The sequence below is a fragment of the Limnochordia bacterium genome (assembly GCA_023230925.1).
Classification (GTDB): Bacteria; Bacillota; Limnochordia; order DUMW01; family DUMW01; genus JALNWK01.
On sequence record JALNWK010000022.1, the window covers coordinates 20,512 to 47,313 of the forward strand.

General features: G+C 49.8%; 25 protein-coding genes and 1 riboswitch. All 25 genes read right to left on the bottom strand.

The window, feature by feature from the left end:
• Positions 1-220 precede the first annotated feature (220 nt).
• The 25 genes from M0Q40_06750 to M0Q40_06870 all read right to left on the bottom strand — a co-directional run bounded on the left by M0Q40_06750 (position 221) and on the right by M0Q40_06870 (position 26,587).
• A complete protein-coding gene (locus M0Q40_06750; protein ID MCK9222308.1) occupies positions 221-463 on the bottom strand; it encodes a type II toxin-antitoxin system RelE/ParE family toxin in 243 nt (80 codons plus the stop codon).
• Positions 453-719: an AbrB/MazE/SpoVT family DNA-binding domain-containing protein gene (locus tag M0Q40_06755; GenBank protein MCK9222309.1), complete on the bottom strand. Its 267-nt coding sequence runs from the start codon at positions 717-719 to the stop codon at positions 453-455. Before M0Q40_06755 ends, M0Q40_06750 begins: the two co-directional genes overlap by 11 nt.
• A gap of 415 nt (positions 720-1,134) precedes the next feature.
• On the bottom strand, positions 1,135-1,308 hold the full coding sequence (locus M0Q40_06760; GenBank protein ID MCK9222310.1) for a hypothetical protein: 174 nt from the start codon (positions 1,306-1,308) through the stop codon (positions 1,135-1,137).
• 481 nt (positions 1,309-1,789) lie between these two features.
• Positions 1,790-2,785, bottom strand: coding sequence for a hypothetical protein (locus tag M0Q40_06765; protein ID MCK9222311.1), 996 nt, complete (start codon positions 2,783-2,785; stop codon positions 1,790-1,792).
• A 360-nt stretch (positions 2,786-3,145) separates the two neighbouring features.
• Positions 3,146-4,033 carry a 4-hydroxy-tetrahydrodipicolinate synthase gene (gene dapA / locus M0Q40_06770; GenBank protein MCK9222312.1) on the bottom strand — a complete coding sequence of 296 codons (888 nt, stop codon included), beginning with the start codon at positions 4,031-4,033 and terminating at the stop codon, positions 3,146-3,148.
• A gap of 5 nt (positions 4,034-4,038) precedes the next feature.
• Entirely contained in the window at positions 4,039-5,280 is a 1,242-nt protein-coding gene (dapG, locus tag M0Q40_06775; GenBank protein ID MCK9222313.1) for an aspartate kinase, read from the bottom strand.
• 22 nt (positions 5,281-5,302) lie between these two features.
• Complete coding sequence (locus M0Q40_06780) at positions 5,303-6,337, bottom strand: aspartate-semialdehyde dehydrogenase (protein ID MCK9222314.1); 1,035 nt, start codon at positions 6,335-6,337, stop codon at positions 5,303-5,305.
• A 49-nt stretch (positions 6,338-6,386) separates the two neighbouring features.
• Complete coding sequence (locus M0Q40_06785; protein MCK9222315.1) at positions 6,387-6,968, bottom strand: dipicolinate synthase subunit B; 582 nt, start codon at positions 6,966-6,968, stop codon at positions 6,387-6,389.
• A gap of 42 nt (positions 6,969-7,010) precedes the next feature.
• A complete protein-coding gene (gene dpsA, locus M0Q40_06790; GenBank protein MCK9222316.1) occupies positions 7,011-7,892 on the bottom strand; it encodes a dipicolinate synthase subunit DpsA in 882 nt (293 codons plus the stop codon).
• Between the two features lie 70 nt (positions 7,893-7,962).
• A complete protein-coding gene (gene dapB, locus M0Q40_06795) occupies positions 7,963-8,718 on the bottom strand; it encodes a 4-hydroxy-tetrahydrodipicolinate reductase (GenBank protein MCK9222317.1) in 756 nt (251 codons plus the stop codon).
• Between the two features lie 113 nt (positions 8,719-8,831).
• A riboswitch (Lysine riboswitch) is annotated at positions 8,832-9,007 on the bottom strand.
• Positions 9,008-9,161: 154 nt separating this feature from the next.
• Positions 9,162-10,904, bottom strand: coding sequence for a beta galactosidase jelly roll domain-containing protein (locus tag M0Q40_06800; GenBank protein ID MCK9222318.1), 1,743 nt, complete (start codon positions 10,902-10,904; stop codon positions 9,162-9,164).
• 144 nt (positions 10,905-11,048) lie between these two features.
• A complete protein-coding gene (locus M0Q40_06805; protein ID MCK9222319.1) occupies positions 11,049-11,543 on the bottom strand; it encodes a general stress protein in 495 nt (164 codons plus the stop codon).
• A gap of 76 nt (positions 11,544-11,619) precedes the next feature.
• Positions 11,620-11,895: a YlmC/YmxH family sporulation protein gene (locus M0Q40_06810; protein MCK9222320.1), complete on the bottom strand. Its 276-nt coding sequence runs from the start codon at positions 11,893-11,895 to the stop codon at positions 11,620-11,622.
• Between the two features lie 12 nt (positions 11,896-11,907).
• Positions 11,908-13,173, bottom strand: a complete 1,266-nt coding sequence (locus tag M0Q40_06815) for a hypothetical protein (protein MCK9222321.1) — start codon at positions 13,171-13,173, stop codon at positions 11,908-11,910.
• Positions 13,174-13,327: 154 nt separating this feature from the next.
• Positions 13,328-14,593 (bottom strand): insulinase family protein, encoded by a 1,266-nt coding sequence (locus M0Q40_06820; GenBank protein MCK9222322.1) that lies wholly within the window; start codon positions 14,591-14,593, stop codon positions 13,328-13,330.
• Between the two features lie 129 nt (positions 14,594-14,722).
• Positions 14,723-16,726 (bottom strand): DUF2961 domain-containing protein, encoded by a 2,004-nt coding sequence (locus M0Q40_06825; GenBank protein ID MCK9222323.1) that lies wholly within the window; start codon positions 16,724-16,726, stop codon positions 14,723-14,725.
• Positions 16,727-17,482: 756 nt separating this feature from the next.
• The gene (locus M0Q40_06830; GenBank protein ID MCK9222324.1) at positions 17,483-18,259 is read right to left on the bottom strand and encodes an alpha/beta hydrolase; all 777 of its coding nucleotides are present in this window, start codon (positions 18,257-18,259) and stop codon (positions 17,483-17,485) included.
• A 91-nt stretch (positions 18,260-18,350) separates the two neighbouring features.
• Positions 18,351-19,349 carry a polysaccharide deacetylase family protein gene (locus M0Q40_06835; protein ID MCK9222325.1) on the bottom strand — a complete coding sequence of 333 codons (999 nt, stop codon included), beginning with the start codon at positions 19,347-19,349 and terminating at the stop codon, positions 18,351-18,353.
• Positions 19,350-20,147, bottom strand: a complete 798-nt coding sequence (locus M0Q40_06840; GenBank protein ID MCK9222326.1) for a polysaccharide deacetylase family protein — start codon at positions 20,145-20,147, stop codon at positions 19,350-19,352.
• A gap of 50 nt (positions 20,148-20,197) precedes the next feature.
• Positions 20,198-22,315 (bottom strand): hypothetical protein, encoded by a 2,118-nt coding sequence (locus tag M0Q40_06845; protein ID MCK9222327.1) that lies wholly within the window; start codon positions 22,313-22,315, stop codon positions 20,198-20,200.
• A 66-nt stretch (positions 22,316-22,381) separates the two neighbouring features.
• Positions 22,382-23,167, bottom strand: coding sequence for a hypothetical protein (locus M0Q40_06850; protein ID MCK9222328.1), 786 nt, complete (start codon positions 23,165-23,167; stop codon positions 22,382-22,384).
• On the bottom strand, positions 23,164-23,832 hold the full coding sequence (locus M0Q40_06855) for a glycosyltransferase family 2 protein (protein ID MCK9222329.1): 669 nt from the start codon (positions 23,830-23,832) through the stop codon (positions 23,164-23,166). The genes M0Q40_06850 and M0Q40_06855 overlap by 4 nt, the downstream gene beginning before the upstream one ends.
• 5 nt (positions 23,833-23,837) lie before the next feature.
• Positions 23,838-24,641, bottom strand: coding sequence for a copper transporter (locus M0Q40_06860; GenBank protein MCK9222330.1), 804 nt, complete (start codon positions 24,639-24,641; stop codon positions 23,838-23,840).
• A 4-nt stretch (positions 24,642-24,645) separates the two neighbouring features.
• A complete protein-coding gene (gene steA / locus M0Q40_06865; protein MCK9222331.1) occupies positions 24,646-25,773 on the bottom strand; it encodes a putative cytokinetic ring protein SteA in 1,128 nt (375 codons plus the stop codon).
• Positions 25,774-25,864: 91 nt separating this feature from the next.
• Complete coding sequence (locus tag M0Q40_06870) at positions 25,865-26,587, bottom strand: sporulation initiation factor Spo0A C-terminal domain-containing protein (protein ID MCK9222332.1); 723 nt, start codon at positions 26,585-26,587, stop codon at positions 25,865-25,867.
• Positions 26,588-26,802 lie beyond the last annotated feature (215 nt).

The following is a 26,802-nucleotide window of genomic DNA, read 5'->3' on the forward strand; positions in this document are numbered from 1 at the left end:
CCCTATAAAGGGCAATAGCAATCTAGCCCATGCTTTATTGCCGCAACCGTTCGTCATAATTTGATTGATTGCCCTCTTGTGGTAACGGCCCGGTTACATAGGTGGTTCATAGCCTGGGCTTTCTAGCCTTTTGACTACGGTTCTTATGGCCGTCATTTCCTTGCGTTTCCGGAATGGCATAACTGAATTACTGTTATGGTTCTTTTTATTTTACTATTTCTTATTGTACAGCCAGTATGAGAATTATGTTTTCACCTTCATGCCTCCACAAAATTCTAATGTCCATGTTCACACTGCACTCCAATAGACCATCAAACCCTCTAACTTTCTTCGTGCGTAACGGACGATGAAAGGGGTTTTCCAGCAACAACTTAAGTTTTCTAGCCACCATTTTCTGCTCGGCCCTAGTTAGTCTCTTAAGGTCTTTCTCAAATGACTTGGTGGGCTTTAACTTATAGTTCATCAGGGTTGTTCCCCATATCCATAAACATTTGGTCCACGTCATCATAAGCCTTTAACTTATGAGTCTCAGTATCCGCCTTTCTAACTAGCTTGGCGATCTGCTCCATTTTTGCTTTAGGACATACCACCACTGGACAAAGGAAAATCCCCCCGTCTTTCTCGACTACTTCCAACTTATCCCCTTCAACCGCCCCTAGCTTTCTGACAACCTCTGCTGGTATGGTAATTTGGGAACGCGAACGAAGCTCTACTAACATCAAGACATCCTCCTTTCGGAAAATCACACTTTCTAATTATAGGATATACGAAGGCATTTAGTATGTCCATTCCCTACGTTGAATTACCCGCAACTTCCGATGGGGGTTACTATTCAGAGGTGGATAGAGTCAAGCCTTATAACTCACCACCTTCTTTCTAATAGTTTACGCAATTCTCAGAATGATTCCCTTTATTGTGATCAAGTGTTTGCTCCCCGGCCTGCAAGCTGCCCAAGCATAACAATAAACAATTTGGCAAACGAGGTGCTATAAGGCGGCTTTCTCGAAAACTGTCTGTCCTATGAGCACAGGGTGCGAAACATGGGAATTAGCCCGTGCAGGTACGCCTAGTCAGACCTCGGCCCCGACAGGTAGAGATTGAACTACAGGCTTGTTATTAGGGTTCGTGACTAAGCTATCCGGGGGAGATTGGGACCTGGCCGCCGTAGACCGCTCGCAGGCCGTCATACCCATTGAGGTTTTGCTTCTTCAAGGTGGTCATGAGACTATCGATCCGAGCATAAATCTGTGCCCCTTCGGCACTCCCGGAAACCTTAGCCTTGGTCTTAACCGGCCCCATAATGCGCAAAGGTGCTTAGATATTCTAGTCCTGTGCCAATCAGGATTTTCGGCAACAATGTCCCTTATCTGTTGTACTTTTTCCTCTGTAATTTCAGGTCTTGTCCACCGGTTCATGCCGAGTCTCTCTTGTGAAGTAATCTACAGAGTATATATTCGACATTGGATCCAGGAGATCTGCATTTTAGACTGGTTTTTTGGAAGTCTTATTTGCGATATATGGACATGTCGACCCCCAAAATAGACAAACATTCGGCCCCACATTACCGGCAAGGGAAGTTCCTTTTGCGCCCATTTCCACTACGTCTGAATAGTAACCGTTTTACCAACTTTCATCGTTATCCTTTCCGGGAATCCAGGCTGCATCGCAGATAACAAGAATTTGCATATACCAATCTGTTAATGCAGTTGCCCTTGCAATTTGAGCATATATCTACTGCGGCTTAGCCGATGTGTAGAAGCGCTATGCCGACACAGTAGTATAAGACTGACTACAATATCAATCTCCATCCGTCATCAACCATTATAAAGTACATCACCTCTGTTGCCTCGTTAGAGATGTATTGATCCTCTCCCCGACCAGCGCTCTGGTGCAAAAGGACGTGTACCCGTACAACATCCTGATACTCCTTGCCCGTAATTCGACTAGTACAAACCTCTACCCTTTCCTGTTCCACCGGAAAGGCCGTTGCAACGTATCGGTAATGAACTTCCATAAGTTCTTCATAGTAACACTGGAATTCCTCCATGGTCCAATGCTCCTGCAGATCAGGGTGTAAGTAATTATAGTAGATGATTTCTGGAATGCGCTTTACATAAAATGAGCGTACAGGATGCTCAAATTCAATTGGCCAGGTTAAACCTAAAGCTAGGGGCTTAGGTTTTTCCCGGTGCGAAGCAAGATAGTAGGCTAATTGGAAAGCTTCATCTATGTTCCCTCGATTGAGCAAGCCAACCAAGGCTCTGGCAGTTCTTAATGTGGATGATAGGGACACTTCCAGAAATATCTGTTTCCCTTCAAAAAACGCTGGATACAGCCTATTGCCTGCAGGTAATATGGCAGGATCAACCTCCGCTTTCTCCAAGAGAGGACCTAGTTCCACAAAGGCATTAGTCTTGACCAGTTCGATGGCTGATTCCTCCGACATGAAGAGTACATTTGGGAGAAACTCCTGCCCTGCTGCAATGTGGGTGATTAGCTTGCTCTCAAGCAAGTCATATCCTTGTAACTCCTCCAATTCGATCCCGTATTCATCCGTAAATGATGTAAGCCCAACAACATCGTTCTTACTTATTCCCACAAAGGCCGTTGTCAACGCCAATGAATCCTCTCGTTCAAACTGGGCGGATTGTGTGTCTTGAGCTTGTTCATTGTCTTCACCATCCGTAACATCCGCATCGTTAGATGCCGGCCATAGCCACCAACATAGACCCAGTAATACAACCAAAATGATTGCGGTTAGGCCAATTTTGCTTGCACGGCTCACTTCTTTCACCCTCCCTAACTTTTTTCGTAGTTTTCAGATAATGGTGTTGAGGTAAGACCTCTGCGCAAAACAGGATTACCAGCACAAGAACCATTTCAGCAACTTGCCTTGAAGTAGGCCTTTAGAGTCTTTATGTCTATGACATGATCGTTAATAACGTAAGCCCTCAACGTCGATTGGCATCGAATGAGTCTAACGTCAACCATGGATCAATTAGTAACCTATGTAGAAAAAACTGTCATTTTAATCCTATCATATCCTCTTCCCCCTGGTCAACGCCTTGGATGTAGCGTTTTCTTAGGTGGGGCAACCTCATACTAAGTCCTTCATATGTAAGAAGCGGGGGTGGCCCCCCGCTTCTTAAAGGTCTAGCAAACCTACTTTTTTCAGAGCCTGCTTAATAATGCCTATCTCCTCGGCAGAGGGCTCCACTAAGGGAGAACGTACCGACCCAACCTCCCCGCCTAGCAGATTAACGGCTGTTTTGATCGGAATAGGATTTGTTGTCACAAAAAGGGCATCGAAGAGGGGGAGGAGCTTGCGGTTGATCTCCGCTGCTTCTTTGACTTTGCCCCCGAGAAAGCTATCGATCATCTCTCGAATACTTCGCCCGACGACATGGGCCGCCACACTCACAACCCCGATGCCTCCTACACTCATCACCGGCAACGTGAGACTATCATCACCGCTATATATGTAGAAGTCATCGGGAGTAATCTGGAATAACCGCGCCACTTGTCCTAGATTCCCTGAGGCCTCTTTAATCGCTATAATATTGTCAATCTGAGCCAGTTTTGCTACCGTTTCGGGAAGCAAGTTCACAGAAGTGCGACTAGGAATATTATACAACATGATCGGCAATGCTGTCTGTTCTGCGATCTGCTTAAAGTGACTATATAGTCCCGACTGAGGCGGTTTGTTATAGTAAGGAACCACCAACATAATCCCATCTACGCCTACTTTCTCTGCCGCCTTTGTAAGCGCAATGGTATCCTGCGTGCTATAAGAACCAGTTCCCGCCAGGACTACTCCCCTACCCCCGACGGCTTCCGCCACCGCTTTAAATAGCTCCACTTTGTCATCGAAGCTTAAGGTGGGTGATTCACCCGTTGTTCCGGCGACCACTATCCCATCCGAGCCAGAATCCAACAGGCGGGAAGCAAGTTCTGCCGCCTTACTACAGTCAACACCTCCTCCTTCCTTAAACGGAGTGACCATCGCAGTCAATAAATGACCAAAGCCTTGCAAACTACTCAACTCCCTCGCACATTAGTGCTGCCCAGGTCAAACTTACAATGTAGGGCCCGAACCGCTGTCTTGTAATCCTTCTCTTCCACCAGACAGGAAATGCTTGCATGAGAATCACTGGTATGGTAAACGCAGACGTCAGCTTCATATAAGGCCTCCACAATTTTTGCCATGACTCCCGGAACGCCTCGCATCCCCGCTCCAACACAGGATACCTTCGCGTATCCTTTCTTAACACTAACATTGAATACTAATTCCCTTAATCTGTTCTCCACCAATCCGGCTTCTTCCTGCCCAACACAAAATCCAATCAAACCTGGCGACAGAAAGATCAGATCCACACTAACACCTAATCCGGCCACGCTGGTAAACAGTTGTCTTGCCTGTTCCATGGATATGCCATGCCCCGCATCGGGCAATACCGACACCAAAGCAAGTCCTGTAATCTGGGTCACCGCGCTAACTAAACGATCGCCCTTAATCTCCACCGGACCATCCCAAGGTCCGTCGCCCACCACTGTCCCGGAACCGTCCTTGCCCGTTGCACAAATAATTAGGGGAACTCTACCCTGCATGGCAATCTCCACAGCGCGCGGATGGATCACTTTCGCCCCCAACTGGGCCAATTCTGTAACCTCTCGATAGGTCGTATTTGGTAACCGCTGGGCGTCGGGTACAATCCTTGGATCAGCAGTCAAGATACCATCTACATCGGTGAAGATGTAGACTGCCTTGGCCTGTAGGGCAACACCTAAGGCTGCAGCGGTGGTATCACTGCCGCCTCTGCCTAATGTGGTAATCTCCTGGTTAGTCGTACATCCTTGGAATCCAGCCACCACCACAACGCGGTTCTTGCCTAACTCCTCCAATATTCGCTTAGGCCTAACCTCAATGATCCGTGCGTTACCAAATTCCGCATCAGTGATAATCCCCGCTTGGGCCCCAGTCAGAGGAATAGCTTCTATGCCTTTTCTAGCCAACAATTGGACCAGTAGGCTACAGGAAATGATCTCCCCACAGGACATGACTAGGTCCAAGGCCCTCTTGTTCGGCCGATCGCTCACCTGCGACATCAAGTCAATGAGGGTATCTGTGGCATAGGCAGAGCCCTTCCGGCCCATGGCGGATACCACAACAACCACCTGGTCACCGGCTTCCTTGGCGTTTTGAATATGCTCTATGGCCTTTTCACGCATTGCCTCCGACGCTAAGGAAGTCCCCCCGAATTTCTGGACAATAATGGCCATAGTCCTTCTCTCCCCAGAAAAGCTAGATCAAGTCGTTCTTTACCATATACTCCCCAATCTGCACTGCATTTAACGCTGCACCTTTGCGAATCTGGTCCCCCACCACCCAGAGATTGATCGCCCGGGAATGGGAGTTATCCTGTCGAATTCGTCCCACGCAAACCTCATCCTTACCTGCAACATCCAGGGGCATCGGGTACAGAAGATTCTGTGGATCATCTTGGACGATGACTCCCGGAAAGACAGATAGTAATTCCTTCACCTTCGGCAGATCTACCTCTTGCTTAAATTCAATGTTCACTGATTCTGAATGGCTGCGCATCACGGGCACCCGCACGGTGGTCGCCGTAATCCTCATATTGGGATCATGGAGAATCTTCTGCGTTTCCCGTACCATCTTCCATTCTTCTTTAGTATAGTCCATCTCATCGAACATATCGATATGAGGCACTAGGTTAAAGGCCATTTGGTAATGCTCATCAGCTGCCACAAAGGGAAAACTCTTGGATACTATTTCCTCATCAGCCACCCAGGCTCTTACCTGATTAGCCAGATCCTCCATACCGCTTGCCCCCACCCCGGATACCGCTTGATAGGTGGACACTACCACTCGCTCAATGCCGTAGAAACGATGAAGAGGAGCTAAGGCCATCACCATAATGGTTGTTGAGCAATTGGGGTTTGCAACCAGTTTTGTACCTGGAGTAATATCCGAGGCGTTAACCTCGGGAACAACCAAAGGAACATCCTCATCTAAACGAAAGGCACTGGTATTATCGATGATCACAGTTCCTCTGGCCATGGCCTCCTTTGCATACTCCTTACTAATACTACCACCGGCACAGAAAAAGGCAATATCTACATCCTCAAAGGCCTCTGGGCTCACTGCCTGTACCGTTAGTTCTTCTCCCTGGAAGTCAAACTTGCGTCCGGCAGACCGGGGAGAAGCAAGGAGTTTTAGCTCCTGCAGGGGAAAGTCCCGCTCTGCTAGGATCGCCATCAGTTCCTGCCCTACTGCCCCTGTTGCTCCTAGAATTGCTGTACGTACTCTTTGCATCGTACTCCTCCTTATCGTTACTTTCACATCTACGGTGTTTTTTCCTTCATTACGCCACGATTATTGGCTGTAGCTGCTCACCCCTTAAGGCAGCATGGAGGGACGCGGGAATCAGGCTCGCCTCTGCCACCAAGGAACGAGGTTTCTTGATTGGATCATCCTGACGGAAGGGCACAAAGTACACATTCCGCATGGTCAAAACCTTGCCTAAGTTCGCCGCATTGTTACCCAATCCGTCATTGGTGGATATAGAGATAATCACTGGCCTACTATTGCGCAATTGAGACTTCATAGCCATCAGTACACAGGTGTCGGTAATGCCATGGGCAAACTTGGCTAGCGTGTTTCCTGTACACGGTGCCACGACCAGTACATCCAGCAACTGCTGCGGTCCAATTGGTTCTGCCTTGACAATACTATCAATGGGGCATTTTCCTGTTATGCGCTCAAGGACCTCCATCAAGGCCTTAGCGGTACCAAACCGTGTATCCAAAGTCAAAAGCGACGATGACACAATGGGAATAACCTCGGCATTCATCTCGATGAGACTACGCATCTGACCTTGAATAGAATCTATTGTACAAAAGGAACCGGTCAGTGCAAATCCCACTTTTACACCAGAAAAATCCATCTCCTAGACACCCCCGGATATCTGGTGCACGGAGTATCCAGGTTAGCTCAGATACTGGGAAATAATCTTCAAGACTCCCTTGGCCATGATCTCACCCGCCGTCTGCGGCGCTACCTTGCCCGGTAGCCCCAGCGCTAACACAGCTTGGATCCCAAGACGCTCCGCCGCCTTAAAGTCTGTACCACCGGGACTAGATGCTAGATCGATGATCACCGTATCCTGTCTTAACCCGGCAAGCACATCATCGGTTAGTATCATGGCTGGTACAGTATTGAAGATTAGATCAGCATTGGCGGTAACCCCGTTGATCTGGTCAAACCCGAAGCTGGCAAGTCCCATCTCGTATGCCCTGGCCCGTTGCCCGCTGTTTCTGGCGACCACTGTTGTCTGTGCTCTCAAGGCCTGTAGCGTACGGGCTAGTGTCTGGGCACACCGTCCAAAACCTAGTACAACCGCCCTTGAGCCGTGAATTGTAATCGGTAGCTTCTCCATCGCCAGGAATATGGCACCTTCTGCGGTAGGAATGGAGTTGAGTATGGCTACTTCGTCATCCTCCGCCAACTCAACAACTTCTATCCCAAACTCCAGGGCAGCCTGTCTGACCACGGGTTGGGCAAAACCAATCATGAGCACAGTCTCCGGGAGTATACAGGAGAAAACCTCCCGGTCCAGCATAATCACCGACCGATCAGGCACTGCTTTGATCCGTCCGGTTTGATCTGTGTTACCCATGGGAGCCAGTATGAAACGGCTATTGGATATGGCTTCTTTCAATGAAACATGTCGGCACTGGGGAAACTGAGCATTTTCATATCCTACTAGTAAGACATCAGCCCCTCGTTCCACTAACGAACGGACAACGATAAACTCCCTGGCGTCTCCACCTAGGACGGCTACGGGAATGCCATCTAAACAATTACCCATGCACTCCTCCCCTTTCACAGCCTGGTCCCTCCGTGCTTACTAGTAATATATGCCCAGGGATCTACCCTTGTTAATCCCCAAAAAGCACCTGCTCCAACCCATAAATTAACTCATCTACCTCCAGTACCTTGCGGATGGCCAGCATCACGCCAGGCATAAAGGACTCTCTACTGGTGGAGTCATGCCTCAGGGTTAGAAGCTGTCCACTGCCTCCGAAAATTACTTCCTGATGAGCAATCAGGCCGGGTAAACGCACACTGTGGATATTGATTCCCTCCAGTACACCGCCCCGTACGCCGCCAAGCTTCTCTTCACTGACTTGCTGCTGAACAACCTGCCCCCGGGCCTCTGCCATCATTTGTGCTGTCTTGATCGCGGTCCCCGAAGGAGCATCCTTCTTTTGATCATGGTGCAGCTCAATGATCTCCCCATGGGGGAAATACTGGCTGGCAATCTTTGCAAACCGCATTAGAAGCAAGGCCCCTAAGGCGAAATTCGGAGCAATGATCACGCCCAGGCCAGCACTCTTAGCCCAGCGACGGATATCAGAGATGTCCTCCATACTTAAGCCGGTTGTACCTACAACTGGCCGTACTCCCTTTTGCAGTGCGGTATGGATATTCCTCTTTACCACCGCAGGTTCTGTGAAATCCACCAACACCTGGGCCTTTTCTACACCATCCTCTGGATCTTGTTCAATAGTAACACCCAAGTGCCCAATACCTGCTACTTCTCCGGCATCCTGTCCCTTGGCACTAGGATCAAAGGCGGCAACTAGCTTCAGATCCGCTTCCTTCTGTAAGGCTCGAACAACCTCTTGCCCCATCTTGCCTGCTGCACCACTTACTGCAACCCTAATCGTTGACAAAGTGATCTCCCCCTAAAAACGAGGTACAAAAAGCGGTTGGCAATATCTCACCAACCGCATTTACACAGTTTAGGCGAGATAGCGCTCCATTGCTAAAATGGCAGTCCTAAGGTTCTTAACCCTAGGCCCAGCATCTAACCCGGATTTGGGCCAAACGCTTCGGCGGCGAACTCCTTTCCCCTTGGCTCATCGAACGAAATCCCGTCTACCCAAGGATACTCTTAGACGCCGCGCCTCTATCCCTACAATATGGTCTGGAGTGGACCTAACCCCATTTACACCTCGATTACAGATATATTATACATACATTACCTAGAAAGTCAAAGACACCACTGTGTGGCCCCATCCTTGCCCACAGAAAATTTCATCGTATCGCACAAGTCCATACCTGATCAGAGGACTCATTCCTCAATGGCCGCCTTTTTTTCGTTGATCTGGCGAATTGCGGATGGGTTAAATTTCGGTTGACGCTCATAGGTATATAAACCATTAACCTCCTGCTCCACATCATACAATTGCGTATAGCAGAAACCAGCTATCCTTGGATTACTAAGTAGCACTTCGGTTAATCCCCGGTAACGGGCCATGAATTCCTCTCTACTGGTCGGTCGATGTCCGTAACCCCAACCGCCTTCATCTTCATCATTCCACCAGATCCCACCGTATTCACTAACAAAGTAAGGCTGTCCTTCGTATTTCTGCCTATCAGGAAAACTGACAAACACATCACCACCAGAGGCCATTGACTGGTACCGGGCCGTGAAAGTCTCTACATTCTGATCGTAGTCGTGCACATCGAAAATATCTGTAACAACGTGGTAGTTGCCACTGGTATCAATTACCGGCCGGGTGGGATCCAGTTGCTTTGTAACTCCGTACACAATCCTAAGTACCTCGTTGTTCTGTCTAGTTCCATTGTTGTCCCAGGTCTCGTTGAAAGGGCACCAGATGATTAATGCCGGATGGTTGAAGTCCCGTCTAACAGCCTCCATCCATTCGGGCAGGAATCGTTCTAACCCCACTGCAGTGGTAATATTCAGACCCCAACTAGGATACTCTCCCCAAATTAGATAACCAAGCTTATCCGCCCAGTACAAGAACCGTCGTTCAAACACCTTCTGATGGAGCCTGGCTCCGTTGAAACCAAGTCCCAGGGAAAGCTCAATGTCTTTGCGTAAATCATCATCACTAGGAGCCGTATACACTCCCTCGGGATAGTAACCCTGATCAAGTACTAATCGTTGGAAGACGGGTTTACCGTTAATTAGTACTGCTTGCCCGCCTAGGGTAACGGTCCTCATCCCAAAATAGCTTTGGACTTGGTCTAGGATGCCAGATTCGTTAATCAAAAGGACGTCCAGATCATATAGACGCGGGCATCCCGGCTCCCACAGATGCACCTCGGCTAGGGGCAAGGCCACCTGTGCATGCTTACCGGAGATTTGCGCCCGTACCTCCCCCATAGGTTTGCCCTTGTATGAAGGGCGAAGGACAATAGCACAATTCTCGACTTCTCCGGCCAACTGGGCCTGCACATGCATCACGGCATTATCCGGATCGGGGATATATCTTAGCGACTGGATGTATCCTACGGGAACACACTCAAGCCATACAGTCTGCCAAATCCCTGTGACCCTAGTATAATCACAGCCTCGGGAATAGAAAGAATGACTTTGCTTGCCCCTAGGTTGTAGCCCCGATCGTCCATCGTCCTGGGCGCAGACCGTAATCACATTTGTAGTAGAGGATAATTGCTCTGTAATGTCAAAGGTAAAAGGGGTATACCCACCCCGGTGTATGCCCACAGATACTCCATTGACCCATACTTCGGTACTGTAGTCTACCGCTTCAAAGTGTAGTAAGATGCGATTTCCCCTTTCCCATCCTGCGGGTAGGTCAAACTCTCGCCTATACCAGACAGCCGCCATAAAATCCCGATACTCTACACCGGAGAGCTTACTCTCAGGACAAAAGGGAACAAGAATCCTGCCGGATAGTTCGTCTCTGTCAAAGAACTGCCGCTCTTTTCCGCTTCTTCCGTGATCAATCTCAAACTCCCACCAGCCATTGAGATTCAGCCATTTGTCCCGCACCAGTTGCGGCCGCGGATATTCTGACCTTGGTACATAATTAAGGGGTACCATCACAAAACCTCCCTATGTAAATAATCCGCTCTTGGTTCTTTTATCAATGCCTATACTTTGACACAGGGATGAGGAATCCCTGCCATGACCCAAGGAGTTGAGTTTTCGAGGTGTAAGCCCTGCAAAGTACGCAGGGCTTTGTGATTAGTAGGTCTCGACGTTGTTTGCACCGAACTCGTTAAGAACCGACTCTGCGTCTTCAATCTTATCATCGGTGTCAATGACCGCGAGGATCTTGCCTTTCTTGACTTCCTCTTGATAGAAATTGCTTCTGTCCTGAGGAATTCCTAAGTCCACAAGACCACCAACCACACCACCGGCCACAACCCCGGATAACGCAGCGGCCAAGGGACCAGCGGCAATAATCGGTCCAACACCGGGAATAGCAAGGGCACCGGCACCAGCCAGCAATCCTGCAATTCCGCCTAGGGCACCACCCCAAGCGGTACCAGTAGCCACACTACCCATGCCCATTTCCTCATCGCCTGCTTCGGTGTCAGTATCACCCCGACCTTGAATGTCCCGGCGATCCCGAGCAACAATGGAGATTTCATTGTCTCCAAAGCCATTGTCGCGCATGTGTTTTACCGCCTTTTCAGCCTGTCTTTCCGTATCAAATGTACCAATGACCGTCGACACAAGCTATTCCTCCTTGTTATGTGTTACCGTACTTCAATAGTAGTTTGTCATAACAAGGGGAACTGTATGCAGCATCTTACAGTTCCGGTGTCTGTGGGTCAAAATACTGACGACTGCATCGCATATCTACAATAATAACGTCCAACCCTATTTTAAGTATTCCTTCCCAGGGGATCATGACATACTCATCATTGCCGAAAAGGAAGAATTTCCTACGCCGTTGGGGTAGAATAATGGCCACGACCTCCAAGGTCTGGGTATCAATTACCAGATCCGCATGATGCACCACGCCCATCCTGCGGCCTTCGGCAATATCGATCAATTCCTTCCCCGCGATTTCACTATAGAGCAAGGGTACAACCCCCTACCATCTCCGTTGATATGCCACCTTAACCCCAAGGGAGCTTGGATGTTGCCAGTAAGCATCTATTCTGCCATTGTCCCAGGTTCCCCAATCCAGTTCCACTTTGAAATGACCAAATTCCTGAGTAAGGCTTATAAAGCATTGATTGAGCGCCTCAGCCCTCCCCCTTCGTCGCACTAAGCCACGTAACTTTAGGAAGGAGTTTGGCGTCAAGTCCCCTTGGATTCGTACTGCCTGCAGGGATGTATCATAGGCAGCCTTGACCTCTAATCTTGGCACGGGTGAAAACTGCAGCTTCCCGTGCCACCCATCGGGCCTTTGGGTGAGGGTAATATCGTACTCTTTACCTTTCAGTCCATAGAACATCGATTCCTGTGACCTGGTGGAAGAATCGCTCCAGGCTCTGCCTACCCGCAAAGTGCTTATGCCAAGGGAAGCACTCCACCCAATCTCTTTGCTACATTGCCGGTTCCCCGTTTCGCTGGTCAAATCGGAGCCTTCTAGTTCTATGACTCCAAGCCACCCCAAAGAAACCCGACCATGCCAATCCCAGCCCGTCCGGCCACGCCCTAGGGCAAAGGAGGACTTGGCCGGGGTCACAAAGTTACCATCAACGTCCCGGTAATTGAGTCTCAGACTTAAGGACTCCGACGTATAGCCCATACCCGCCGCTGCCGCTCGGGCAGGCTGGAAATCAGCAGTTGCGCCCATTGCTCCTTCGAGGGTCAAAGCACCCTGAGCATATTTCCCCTCTAAGACATACATATGCTCATCCCTGCCAAGATAACCTAGATGATTAACGCTTCCGGTGGCCAGAAACTGCCACGGACCTGTGGTAAGGGTGAGTTGTCCCGCAAGTACCCGTTGCACATCCTTGGATATCCCCCGGGCAACAATCCCCGTAGCACTCCAGGGACCAATCTTACCGGTAATCGTATAGCCATAATCTTGCTTCTGTTGAACATTCCCTCCCACAATGGACATCCTGCCTTTGAAATGGGGTAACGCATATCCCCAGGAAAGGTAGTGCTCCCACCCTGCCAGCGCAAAACCAACCCGGGCTTGATCAAGTTGTATGTTTTGGGGGCCATACAAGAAGCGGGTCTCCCAATCCAAGACATTAGACCCTGCCAATTTGAGTTGAGAAGTCGCTATAGAACCTGATTCGTAGATACGATGGACATAGTCCCATCCCAAGCTAAGCGTGGAAGCACTAACTGAAGTCGACAAAAAGAGTATAAGTAGAGTGATGATTAATTTGAGCATATCGAAAAAACCTCCTAAACAACAGGAGGCTTTCCGGCATCCTTGCATTATACTAATTAACCATCGGCTAACAAAGTCCTGCTTTACTGGATATACTTTGGTTAAGGTTAATCGTTTCTTTGCGTTCCAGGAGGCTTCTTACGTGTGGTTGGCCCTAGCAGGCAATCACCGCCGCTTGGTCGAATACCCTCGTAATCTTCGCCGCATCCTTGCCAACGGCCACCACGCTTACCGGTTTGCTAAATAGGGAATTGCTTACCCGGTAAACATCCTCTAAGGTCACATTGTCGATTTTCTGGCACATCTGCATGGCAGTCGAAACAGGCTTACCGAATAGGACCGCCTTGGAGATGCGCCCCATGCGGGCGGCAGTGTTTTCCATGCCCAACATAAGACCACCTTTGAGTTGTTCCTTGGCTCGTTCAAGCTCCACCGGGGAGATGCCCGTCTTGATAAGTGTGGCAATCTCATCCCGGATGACGGAAACGGTCTCTTCAAGGGTATCGCTATCCACAGCGGCATAAACGCCGAATAATCCCGCCTGGGCGTAGCTGCTATGGAAGGAATAGGTTGAGTAGGCTAGCCCCCGGTCTTCTCGAAGCTTTTGAAATAACCATGAGCTGTTGCCGCCCCCTAGGACTGAGTCAAGTACATACATTGGATAGCGCTGTGTCAAATAGCGGGTAAACCCGGGAACTCCCAGACACAGATGCAGTTGTTCAATGTCCTTCTCCTTGTACACAATCCGACACTGATAGCGGGGTGATGCCATTTCCACTTCTGCATGCTTAGCGGACCACCCAGAAAAGTATTCCTGTAAAAGTGCAACCACTTCTCCGTGTTCTACATTACCTGCCACTCCCACAACCAGATTGGTGGGAGCGTAATGCTCCTGCTTAAACCTACGTAACCTCTGAGAGTCTAGAGCCCCTACGGAGGCCTCGGTGCCTAGAATGCTTTGCCCTAGTGTATGGCCTCCAAGAAGGTAGCTAACCAGCAATTCATGTGCAAGATCCTCGGGCGAATCCTCATACATTTTGATCTCCTGGATGATCACACCCCGTTCTTTCTGCACATCGTCTTCGGTCAGGCTGGGATCTAAAAGCATATCCGCCAATAGATCCACGGCAATGGGCAAATGCTTCTTAAACACCCGGGCATAATAGCAGGTATATTCCCGGCCGGTGAACGCGTTCAGTTCGCCACCGGTAGAATCAATGATCTCCGCTATTTCCTTTGTAGTACGTTTATCGGTTCCTTTAAATAACATGTGCTCAATAAAATGAGAGGCCCCACTGTATTCCGGTGATTCACAACAAGAGCCCACTTTAAACCAAAATCCAATAGATACCGAGTAAACATGAGGTATTGCCTCTGTGATTACCCGAATGCCATTATCCAAAACTGACTGCTGAAACAATCCGAAATCTCCCCCTAACCCGATCTCGATCACTAATATACTTGATGTGATTCGCACTGTCAAAGGAAAGAGGGAAACCGGCAACCAATAAAGCGGGCAGCGGCCCAACGCCGCTGCCCGCTTTATTGGTTACTCATCCACCGGTTCAAACTTGAGGTAGTCTAACCCAAACATGTACCCCACGGATCGACTGTTCTTGCCTACCACCTCGATCCGCAGGATGTTTGAACCATGCTGTAGTCTCCCCGTACCTAAGGCTAGAGACGGTGTAGGGACAACGTCGGGACCATAGAAATCAAATACATCACCGAGCTGGCGCCCGTTCAAGTACAGCTTCACTTGCCCATAGTCTCTGGCCTTGGTAAACACACCATAGACTAGGTAATCTCCGGTACCTTCCCAGTCAAAGGCAAGCTCAAGGTAGTCCCCAACACCGTTTTCCCTCCACCACATTTGCTCGGTACTGCTCCAATTATGGGGAGGGGACCAGGGATGCATACCCTGTGGTGTGGCAACCCCTCTGCTCATTCCCTTCACCTGCATGACCTCTCCTTCTACAGCTCCTTCCACCATGTAAATATCCAGTTTTGGTAGGGGAAAGATCTCCCGTTTTGCCCCTGGAACAGGATCAAAAACGTCCCCGTTAGCTGATCCATACCAGTAGACCACCGCATCATAGTGAACCTGGGTACGGACATGATGGAGGACCTCCAGATCCCACTTGAGGTGTTCTTGAAAGGGAATGTTATCTAGGATATGGAATCGATTGTTCACGATCCACCCATAATTGCCCGGGGTTCCTACCCTCGGTTGATTGTGATAGGCGTGCGTAAACCGCTGGGCGTTGCACCATGCATAACCAAAGTAATCCTCTGTACCCGTACCGAACCAACTAGGAAACTTCTCATGATCAACGTAGACCTTTTCGTCCCCTTCACCCCACCACTGGTAGACCGGATTAGTTACCGATAGGGATAATCCCACAAAGCGTCCTCTACCCCCGGTGTTTAAGACCTCCCAGTCTATTGGGACAGCAGTGTTAAAGGAGCTTCGTTTCCACTTAGCATGAAAGTAAAGGAGCTGATCACTCCAGGCGATGGGCTCATAGCCAACCTTTCCTTGGATCTCTATTGGTGCTTGACCCTCATTGGTAATCGTTACTGTAGCCTTACTGGCATAGGGCATATACCAGTGACTGTACAAGGTCCCGTCGGCCAAGACTCCTAAGGGCAGACCTTCATACTGGTTTAAGCCGAAACTGCCGCAAAAGAAGTCCCCTAGAGGTGACCAGATGCTCGGCGCGTCGAAATCATCCCAAGTGATCTCCAGGAGGGTCTTGCGCAACATTGTGGTCAGATCCTCTGCGGTCACTTGCCACTCCATGTCGGTGATCGCTCCAGGACCAACCAATTCTAGGGTCTGACTCTCGCCGGGTCCGATGTGCCAGTGAACCTCTTCTTTGTCCTTGGAGGCATCCACCACATAGTAGGGGTTTCGCAACTGCTTGGCGATCTCGGTAATCTTGGACCGGTGTTCCTGGATTGTCTCTCGTTCCAGTGAGACCACTTCCGTATCCGGAGGATATTTAATATAGTCAACCAAGTAGTATAGTTTGCCTGGCACCTCACAGGTGACGAGCACATGTTCACTAAAGGGAATCGGAAAGTATAGATTATGACCCGAGGCACGAACCCCCGCTAGTGGTTCAACGAAGGGAAAGGGACCCCTCCCCGATGTTAGATCCGCAAAACCACCAACGATCACCGGTTCCTTCCCACCGTCAACATAGATCCGTAGTACCCCATTTGGATTTGCCGACCAAATGCGTACCACTGCACCCGGACCGGCAATATCTGCGAGAATATACTCCTTGCGTCCATCGATCACCTTTGTACCGAGAAAGTTGCCACTGTCATCATTGGCAAACCAGTTCAGCTTTGTCCCGAGCACAATTCGGCTCGCCCGATCATAACTGGACAATTGCCCGGAAAGCTCGCCAAGTTCGGGTGCACAGGCTAACCATTTTAGATCTGTCATGCGATCCAATAGGGTCGGGAAATCTATGGTCTGAGCGCGGACACTGCCAGTTAGACAACAAATTAGCAAAAGGAGCATCGGTAGTACTCTTCGCATTGTACATCCCCCTGTTCCTATCTTAAGTTCCTTGTTTCACAAACATGGGAAGACGCTAACTTACCATCCCAGAACTACCTGTTTCGCTGGAGCGTTACCTAAGCCTGCCACATCCTAGGCCATAATATCCAAGAGATCCCTCCCCACACCAGCTACAGATCGTTCCGCTTCATCTAGTGTTTCGCGAACAAGAGGATTCCTCAAGCCTAGATCCGGTGGTATACCTTAGTTATCTTGGATTCCTTCCGCGAATTTTGGAGCTATCCCCCGGCTTTTCTTGGTAGACACCCCAACTTGCCTGTGATTTCACCTCTTTTCTAAACTTCTTGACCACGGTGTTCCCTTCGTCCCCTCACCTCCATGAACGTACTTAGTACACATCCTGCAAAGACACTGAGTGTTTTCATTGATACCTCGGTTATTCATATATTCGGTTCTACGTTCAGATGGATTTCCAGGTGAGTTCTTCTCGCTTAAACACAAGCATGCTTTTATCCTCAGTTGCCCTAATACAATCGGCATAGAGGACGCGTGATTCTTTAGCAGCGGTTTACCAGCCTATCTTATTCCATTTTTTGCTTTAAGTGCTTCCATTGTATCCTAGATACATACCAAGGTCAAGATCGCAACCTGGGTCTGTACAGGGTTTAGGGCCCATCCTTGGTAAGAACATAAAAGGGTAACATGCTTTGGGATATCAAAGCAGTGTTACCCTTAGAGTACTTCATCCTCCTATGGAACAAGACTCTTATCCAGTTAGAAACCGAGCTCCCTTAACCAAGTTGCGCAAGCCCCAGTCCATAGACTGACTTGGGAATCATTAGTAGCAAGGGACATTCCGTGCGGGCCCTGGGGAAAAACATGAAGTGCAAAGGGCACCCGGTGTTTGCTTAGGGCGGCGGCAAACATGAGACTGTTTTCCACTGGTACCACCGCATCATCGGCGGTATGCCAAAGGAAGGTGGGAGGCGTCTTCTCTGTTACTAAACGATGGGTTGATAGGCTTAGTCTTTCCGCTTCTGGGGGATTGTCTCCAAGTAGATTGATGGCTGAGCCGAGGTGACCATGCTCAACAAAGGAGATCACCGGGTAACATAGAATCATGGCATTGGGAAGATAGTCTTCCTCCTCAATGGCATCGACCACAGGAGATTCCAGATGCGATGTGACAGTACCTACACAGGAAGCTAAGTGGCCCCCGGCGGAAAAACCTAAAACACCAATGCGATCCTTTGAAATGTGCCAGGTATCGGCAGTATGCCGCAGATAACGCATAGCCCTTCGGGCATCGAGCAAACCTGCCGGATATCGATGGGGGGCGACGCGGTAATCCAGTACAAAGGCAGCGATCCCAAGGGAGTTCAGCCAAAGGGCCACCGGTTCACCCTCGTGTTGTGCCTTCATGGAGTATCCCCCACCGGGACAAACAAGAACCGCACTGGTCGGTGATTTGTTTTCCTTGGGTAAATAGGGAGTAATCGTTGCGGAAGTATCTAAAGAATCCGGCCAGATACGCATACTACTAGAAGCCAATTGGATCTCATCCTTTCTGCATAGCTTGTCCACTACTAGCTTACAAGGATTAATATACTACTTTTTCCTCCTCCTGTCTCTGGGAACTGTATCACTGGAGATTAAGCATTGTACCAATGGATACCAACCGATACCCCTTCCCTTGTAGCTGTTCAATCATTTGAGGGAGTGCCGCAAGGGTGTTGGGCCTAGGATGCATTAGAACGATAGCCCCGGGACTAGCCTTTGGTACCACCCGGTTGATGATGGTTTGGGGCGATGGATTCTGCCAATCGATGGTATCTAGGGTCCACATGATCGTCCTGAATCCGAGGGAAGCCGCCATTGCTGTAACCCGTTTATCCACATCGCCTGCAGGGGGAGCAAACAAGAGAGGCTTATACCCTACATGCTCCATGATCACCCTTTCGGCCTGTACAATCAGCTCCATTAGATCGGTATCGGAAAGCCGTGTGGTCTGGGGCGCGTGCCAGTACCCATGGCTACCAATTTCATGCCCGGCCTTGACAATTTCCCGGGCCAACGCGGGGTTCTTCTCCGTCCAAGTACCGGTTAAGAAGAAGGTGGCGTAGACGCCATAGGTTTTGAAGAAACTGAGAATCTCAGGCAGCACATCTTCACCCCAGTCTACGTTAACCGCAAGGCTCATCACCTGCTGAGTGGTCTTGACTTGGTAGATTGGGGAGAACATATCTGAGGTAACCGCCGGGCGCACCGGATGCATAACGAAGGAGATCTCTTCACCGGTCTTAGCCTGTAAGGCACGCTTTGCGGTGGCCGGAACATCGGCTAATACTCCCGAGATCTCAGTGGTTATCTGCCCCGTGGCTGGATCGTAGCGGGCGTTTACGGGAGCAACTTCCACTTCGTCTTTGATTCCGTGGAGTACCTGTAGGAGTTCCCCCTCTAGTAAGCCACCAATGTCCTGTCCACAAATATGTACGCCCGGTCGAACCCCATGCACATATCGTATGAACTGATCCTTGACACAAAGGGAAAGACTGATCACAAAAACACCCACAAGTATCCACGTCAAAATCCGGACTTTACTTTGAGGGATGTTTACACAGACAATAGGGAACCGAGACATTTACCTTCCCTCCCTACTGGGTATTTGCTTCTTGGTTCTTTGCAGACCCGAGTGGGGTTCAATAATGTAGTTATCTTTGTAGATCAGCTCAGAGACCGACACAAACTGATACCCCTTGCCCAAAAGGTCTGGGATCAATCGTTTGATCACATCAGCGGTGAATCGGCCGTTATTGTGCATCAAAATGATATCCCCCGGTTTGACGCTGCCCATGATCCGGTTGTAGATGTAATCTGCTGTAACATCCTTCCAATCCAATGAGTCCACCGACCACTGAATCGTATAGTACCCAAGCTCAGCAGCGGTCTCGATCAGTGTATTGTTGTATTCACCAAAGGGGGGCCTGAAGACCGTGGAGCTTTGTCCGGTTAGACCTTTGATCAGATCGTGGGTCAGCATCAGTTCATCCACTATCTGCGCCCTAGAAAGGCTATTCATATGGGGATGAGTGTAGCTGTGGTTGCCGATCTCATGACCTAGGGCCGCGATTCTCTTCACATCAGTGGGGTATTTCTCCAACCAGTACCCACAAAGAAAGAAGGTGCTCTTGATGTTATACTGTTGTAACGTGGTCAGAATACCCTCGGTATACTCATTTCCCCAGGTGGCATCAAAGGTGAGGCTGATTTTCTTCTCCGGTGTATCCACTCCATAGATGGGTACTAACCTGCCGGTCAATAATCCCATGACTGGCCTAATTACTTCTTTTGACACCAGATAGATGTTTACCAATAGCACAACGCCAAGAACAATAAAAAGTAGATTGCGGTGCGCTTTGGGTAGGTAGAATACGCTCATGGCAAGACCCCTCCTGATAGAAATCTATGCGGGAATACCACAAGCTATTACTAGCTAATAAAATCGGTGCACGCGGCGAGAATCTCCTGGACTGATCCCTTAGCCAAGGTACAATCTGGCATGGAGCCCAGCACGACGGTTCCATACCGACGGGTGAGAATGCGCACATCACAAATGAGCACAACCCCCATATCAGTAGTCTTCCGGATTAACCGGCCAAAGCCTTGCCGTGTTTTCAGCACGGCTAACGGCAACATGTATTCAAGGAAATCGTTGCCGCCCCTTTTCCGAATATCCTCACACTTAGCCTCGGTGATCGGGTCTTTCACGGGCCTAAAGGGGAGTTTAGCGATAACCACACAGGATAGATCCTCCCCGGGCACGTCCACCCCTTCCCAAAAGCTATCGGTGCCAAGCAAGACTGCATTACTGGTTGTTCTAAACTCTTCGATTAACTGCTTTCGTTCCCCTTGTCCTTGAACTAGGATCACAAAGCCCTGCAGATGCTCTTTCAGCAGACGGGCCTGTCTTTTCATGGCGGCATAGGATGTAAATAGGACGAAGGTTCTTCCTTTGGTAACCGGAAGGAGCTCTATCAGAAGCTTGAGGAGGGCTTGATCATATGATCCTGCTTGGGGGGAGGGAAAATCCGCAGGGATACCCAACAGCACCTGCTCTTTATAGAAGAAGGGGGAAGCTAGCTGGGAGGTAAACCGGCGTTCTAGTAACAGTGAATCTGCCCCCTCTCCAATGCCTAACCGATCACACAGAAAGGAGAAATCTCCGTTTACGGTTAGGGTGGCTGAGGTTAATACAACGGTGCTAGTACGGGCAAACAGCTGTTCGTGGAAAAAGGATCCCACATTGATGGGAGCACTGTTTAGGGTCAAATTTGTACCCGTTGCTCCCTTTCTTTCAATCCAGGCCACGAAATTATCGTGAGGATAGGTAGCAAAAAAATCCCCGGTGTGGCCGAGATTCGTACACCGTTTCCCGAGGCTATTTAGGCTATGGTGGATGCTTGTACAACGTTCATCGTCCTGAATATATTCCGCTGTCTCAATGAGCCGGTTGCCCATATCTCGAGCGGCCACACTAAGCTGTTCTAATGCGGGAACCGACACTTTACGCCATTGCTCCCACAGCCCCCGCCCATCCCCACAGAGTCGGATCCCATATCCTTCATTGTCTTTGGGTGTTAGGGCACCGAGTTGGGCAAAGAAACGAAGGGAGATCTCTTCTAGATCCCGGTAAGCAGGCAGTAATCTACTCTCCACAGCATTTGCCAAGTCATCGATTCCTTCGCTAAGTGCTGTTTTTCGCACGGCAGAGAGTAGGCCCTGTTCGTTGCCGTCTTTCCTCCGATAGAGCCTACCTAGCAACTGCTTAGTACCAAGGGAGGATAGACTATTACCCAAGTATTCACAGGCCACATCTTCCAGATTGTGCGCCTCATCAATAATCACCCGTTGGTAGCTGGGTAGTATGCCGGCATCGGCCACCTCCTGCTTAATCGCCAGATCTGCACACAGTAGATGATGGTTCGTAATCAAGAGCTGGGCCGCAGCCGCGGCCCGTCGATGCATGAAGAAAAAGCAATCCCCATAGAAGGGACAGTCTTTTCGCCAGCAATCATCGGCATCACAGGCAAACTCCTGCCACAGGGCTTCACTCACATAGAAACTTAAGTCACTCTTGCTGCCTGAATCGGTGTCTTGGACCCACTTCTGCAGTTTTTCCTTCTGTGTTGCCTCATCGTCGGAGAACAGCTGGGTCTGCAACAGTAGTTCTCCGGCCTTCAAGCGGCAAAGGTAATTGCTCCAGCCCTTCACCACTACGGCAGCAAAGTCCCACCCTAAGGCCTGCTGAATCAGGGGAATATCCTTTTCCAAGAGTTGTTCCTGCAGGTTGATCGTGTTGGTGGAGATAACCACCCGCTCATCATGCTCCAGCGCCCAAGAGATAGCAGGTAGTAGATAAGCCATAGATTTCCCAACACCGGTCCCGGCCTCCAGCAAGGCGATCTCATCCTGGATGAAGGCCCGCATTACATAGCCGGCCATTTCAATCTGGGATTGGCGGTGTTCATAGTCCGGGAGAAAAAGGCTCATCGGTCCACCAGGTAGTAGAATTGCCGCGATCTTGTCAGTTCTTTCCCGAAGGGTCATGCAATGATACTCCTTGTATTTGCTCTTCCTTCATTCTACAGAAAAAAGCAAACTGGGGCAACTTGACTATTCACGAAGGTCCTCCCTTCGTCCAAGGTTATCTATCATCCGCAGGAGGGAATTTTGCTGAATAATCTGGGACAGGGAATACCGCTCAGCCACATAATGCAAGGCTACAAGCACAACTAAGCCAAAGGTCTTCGCACCACTGGAGAGATCAAGCAGTAAGTAACCAAGACCTGCACCGAGTAAATTGGCCCCTCCATCCCCTAACATTAGTTCCCCCCCCAGATCATGAGGTAGACATCCGAGGGCAGCTCCAAGCAGCAGCCCCGAAAATTCCCTATGTTGGCCTAACCCCAAAGGAATGATGGCTACTAGCAAAAATGTCTTAAGCGCCCGACCAGGACGTAAATCAACGAGGTTAACAAAATTGATGCTCAGGGCAAATAAAAAGGTGTCTCGGATTACACCGGCGACTGACTGGGCTCCTGTGTAGGCCAAAGATCCAGCCACGATGAACCCAAGGACGGCCTTTAACATGCCTGAGGTGATCACACCATGCCCTAAGGCGCGGAAGTGGCCCGCAAACCCCCGGTACTGTGCATCCCCAAGGAGATCATCTACTGTACCAAGGGTACCAATGAGAAGCAATACAGCTGCTCCACGCCAGTCTCCGGAGAAAACAACTGTACCTAAACCCACCGATAGCATCAAGACAAAGCCGCCCACCAAAGGCACAGAGCGCGCCTTGAAGTTGCGTGAGAAAAAACCCTTGGTCCGGGCAAGGCCAACTAACATGTTGCTCACTAAAAAGCTAATTCCCCAGGTGACCACAAAAGCCCACATCATGTTTTGGCCCTCCGCATCTCCTTGAGCAAGGCCCGGAGAACATGGCAGAATTGCTTTCCCCGATGATAAAATCCAGCTACATCCCGCTGGGTAAAATCGTGTCCAAACTCCATATCTACTTCCTGTACCCTAGCACCTAAACGGGCCAGCTGGAAATTCATACTGGTCTCAACACCAAAACCTTGGGCATAGTCCATTTGCTTGAAAATGTCCCGGCGACCCGCCCGCTGACCGGATAGGGGATAACGTAGGGGTATGGCTCCAAACCGGGGAGCCAGACCGGCCAAGCGAACCACCAAGCCAAAGCCTCCGCCTTGGGACCGAAAGGGACAGGCCACTGTAACATCAGCCTCTCCGGTAAGAACCGGCCGAAGCAGCTTGAACAACTCTAGGGGCGTAGTCCTCAAGTCTGCATCCATGAACAATATGTAAGGATACTGCGCATGGCCGATCCCTTCTGCCATGGCCATGCCCTTGCCCTGGTTTCCCGGCATAGTGATCACCCGCGCTCCCAGCGAATCCGCAATCTGGGCCGTTTCGTCTGTCGAACCGTCATCAACCACGATCACTTCCCCAACTTCCCCCACCCCTTGTGCGCAAAGCACAGCATCAGCAATGGTGGATGCAGCATTGTATGCCGGGATGATAACCGATACCTTTAGCATAGCCTTCACCTATTGCCAAGCAAAAACTCGGCGAGCATTTCCTTGGCCACCCCACCGGCATCCACCAGACCCATACTCACACCCTGTCCTTGTTGCAGACTATGAACTAATGCCAATTGACCTAGCAAAGTATCAATCCCATCCAGGAATATGACCGGGTAGCCGCTCCAAAGAGCAACATGCTCTGGATCAAACCCCAAAGGACATGCAACCACCACCGGCACCGCTAGCGTTTTTAGTGCCCTCGCCAGTTCCCCCTGAAGACTATGCCAGCGGGACTTCTCCTTGGTATCGTAGTTAAGGAGTACCACCAAAACATCGAAAGCTTCCGCAAAACGACTCACCCGTATCCCTTCACTTCCCTTACCCGTGGATAAAGCATCACATATTGCCTGTGCCATCGCATCCGGGCTAGCGGACCATTCTGCAGAAACATCAACCAAGGTTGTGAGCCTCCCACCTGCAGCATCAATGCTTTTCTCAATTTTGGACCACGCGGGGCTTTTGCCAAGGGTTAGTACACCAATCCGCTGATCATGCAATCGGTTGGCAACCAAGGCCGCGGAGACTTCCCAAAAAGTATCCTCGAGAACGGACAGGTTCTCTTGGTACTTGGTCATCTCTTCCTTAAGTAGGGAGTTCTCGGCACGTACACCCTTTAGCTGAATCCGAAGTTCCTCGGTCAACTGGAACTGCTCATCAATCATTCCCTTATCTCCGGTGAGGAGAATCCCAATCAGTATCCCTAGCCCTAGACTGATGAAAATCCCCACTAGCGTAGCCACATGGTACCGAAAATCTACAATCATCTGATCACCTACCAAACAGTAGCAGCACACGCACCATGAACATGTGCGTAAGCTGCCGCAATGGTTCAAAAAGCATCCATAGGACAAGTAGTGGTAGCAATGCCGAAAACACCACACCCAAAGAATACCAGAACCGAGGTGGTCCACTGTACAGTTTGTTCACACCCTTGGCATCGATGAGGATCGGACCAACCTTCATCCGGACCAGCAACGTTGAGGCCATCCCGGGCCTGCCCTTTTCTAGAAAGTCAATGATGTTTGAGTGGGTACCTACCGCAACAATAAGGTCAGCACCCTCTTGATGGGCTAAGAGGAGAGCCAGATCTTCACTGGTACCAATCGCCGGAATGGTCTGTGCCGAAAGGCCCAGTTTCTTTATTCTGGCAAGTCCCGGGGCACCTCCGTCGGGATAAGCGTGAACCAAAAGCTGCGCTTTACCACTAAGGGCCCCATCACTGACACTATCCATATCTCCAACAATTAAGTCCGGCCGGTAGCCAAACTCAAGTAGCGCATCGGCACCACCATCCACGCCAATCAGGACCGGTTTCATTTCCCGAATGAATGGCGCTAGGGCAGCCAAGTCCTCTCGGTAGTCCCGTCCCCGCACAACTACAATCACTGGTTTTCCTTTAATTCGTACTTTCAATGGAGGGAGGGGTAACGGGGAGATCACCAACTGCTTCTCCACGCGGGCGTATTTTAAGGTATTATCCACAAAGGCCTCCAACTGACCAGCAAAGTTCAACTGAGCCTCCCGTTCCCGTTCGTTTACAAAATGATCATCGAGACAACGAATGCGGGCCAACCGTCTGCCACTTTGCATTAGTACATCATCAATGATGGTGATCAGGTGACCTTCCTGAATCTCATCGAACAGACCCGGTGCAGACACACAAACATCGTACAGGGGAATCTTCGAGTCAATTAAGCGTCTCGGGCCAGCATTAGGATATGTACCGGTTGAGGAGGGAGCAAAATTAACCACCGCCTTGGGTGTGCGGCGCACCAAAGCACTGGCAGATACTTCATCAATATCTGCATGCTTAATCACCGCAATGCAGTTTGCAGGCAGTCTTTGGATCAGATCCTTCGTTTTTGCGTCTTTATAGGCTTTTCCTACAAGTTTCACGATTTTAAAGCGCCCTCCACGTGTAAAGTACCTCCCATTCCACTAGTTATTATCCTGCAACGGGGGGCTTATCTATACACGAAAAGGTCTTTTAGTAGTTGCGCACAAGCAGAGAGACTAAAGAGGAGATGAAAGAAGAATTGGATGGACGACCGATTTCCGGGTCCATACCGGTCGCAGCAATTTGATTTAACATCGTTAAACTGCCCTTGGTGTAGGCACTTTCGATAGCATAGCGAATCGCTCGTTCCACTTGAGAGGGTTTTACATCGCGTCCTTGGGCGATGGATTCATACATTCCCCCAATATTGTTAAGCGCTGACGGTTCATTACATCCTATGGTAATAGCGGCAACTAGATAGCCATATCCTTTAAGATGGGGTGAGATACCACATTCGCTTAGACAATCATGTAACCGGTTCTCCAAGCTCTGCTCTGCCAGATGAGCATGCCGAAAGGAAGCTAGGTTTAGGATGCGATTGCACAAAACAACAGGACTGATCGGTTCATGTAGGCAGTAGTCGACAATGTTATCCTGGACTAGTTCAATAACCTCGGGAGTTTCCTCTGGAATGAGCAGCAGAATCCGGGGACGATCTGGTAAGCGGAACCAGTGTTTCTTCCAGCTACGTCTAAACTGGTCCGACTTGACAGCCGGTGGTTCTGATACGATCACCTCTGCCGGGTACGGTGCATGACGCACCCCTTGCCAACTATCATAGACAGCGCACTCTATACACTCTTTATCTAGCAAAGGCAGATATTGCTCACAAAAAGAGTTGCATCCAACAATAGCCACATCAACTTTGCCCATATCCATAGCTCCAGCAGCATTCTAGTAGACAAGATCCCTACTTCGTGTATTATACATTACCAATATTGAGAAGGCAAACCACCAGACCAGCACGAGTGAGTCAACGATTAGCGGGTAGAGGCTCCATCTCCAAGTCGGCTCGGTTCCTTACGTGCTAGAAAGTGGTACCTTCATTGAGTCTGTTGAACAGGTTCGACAATCCACCAGACGAAGTC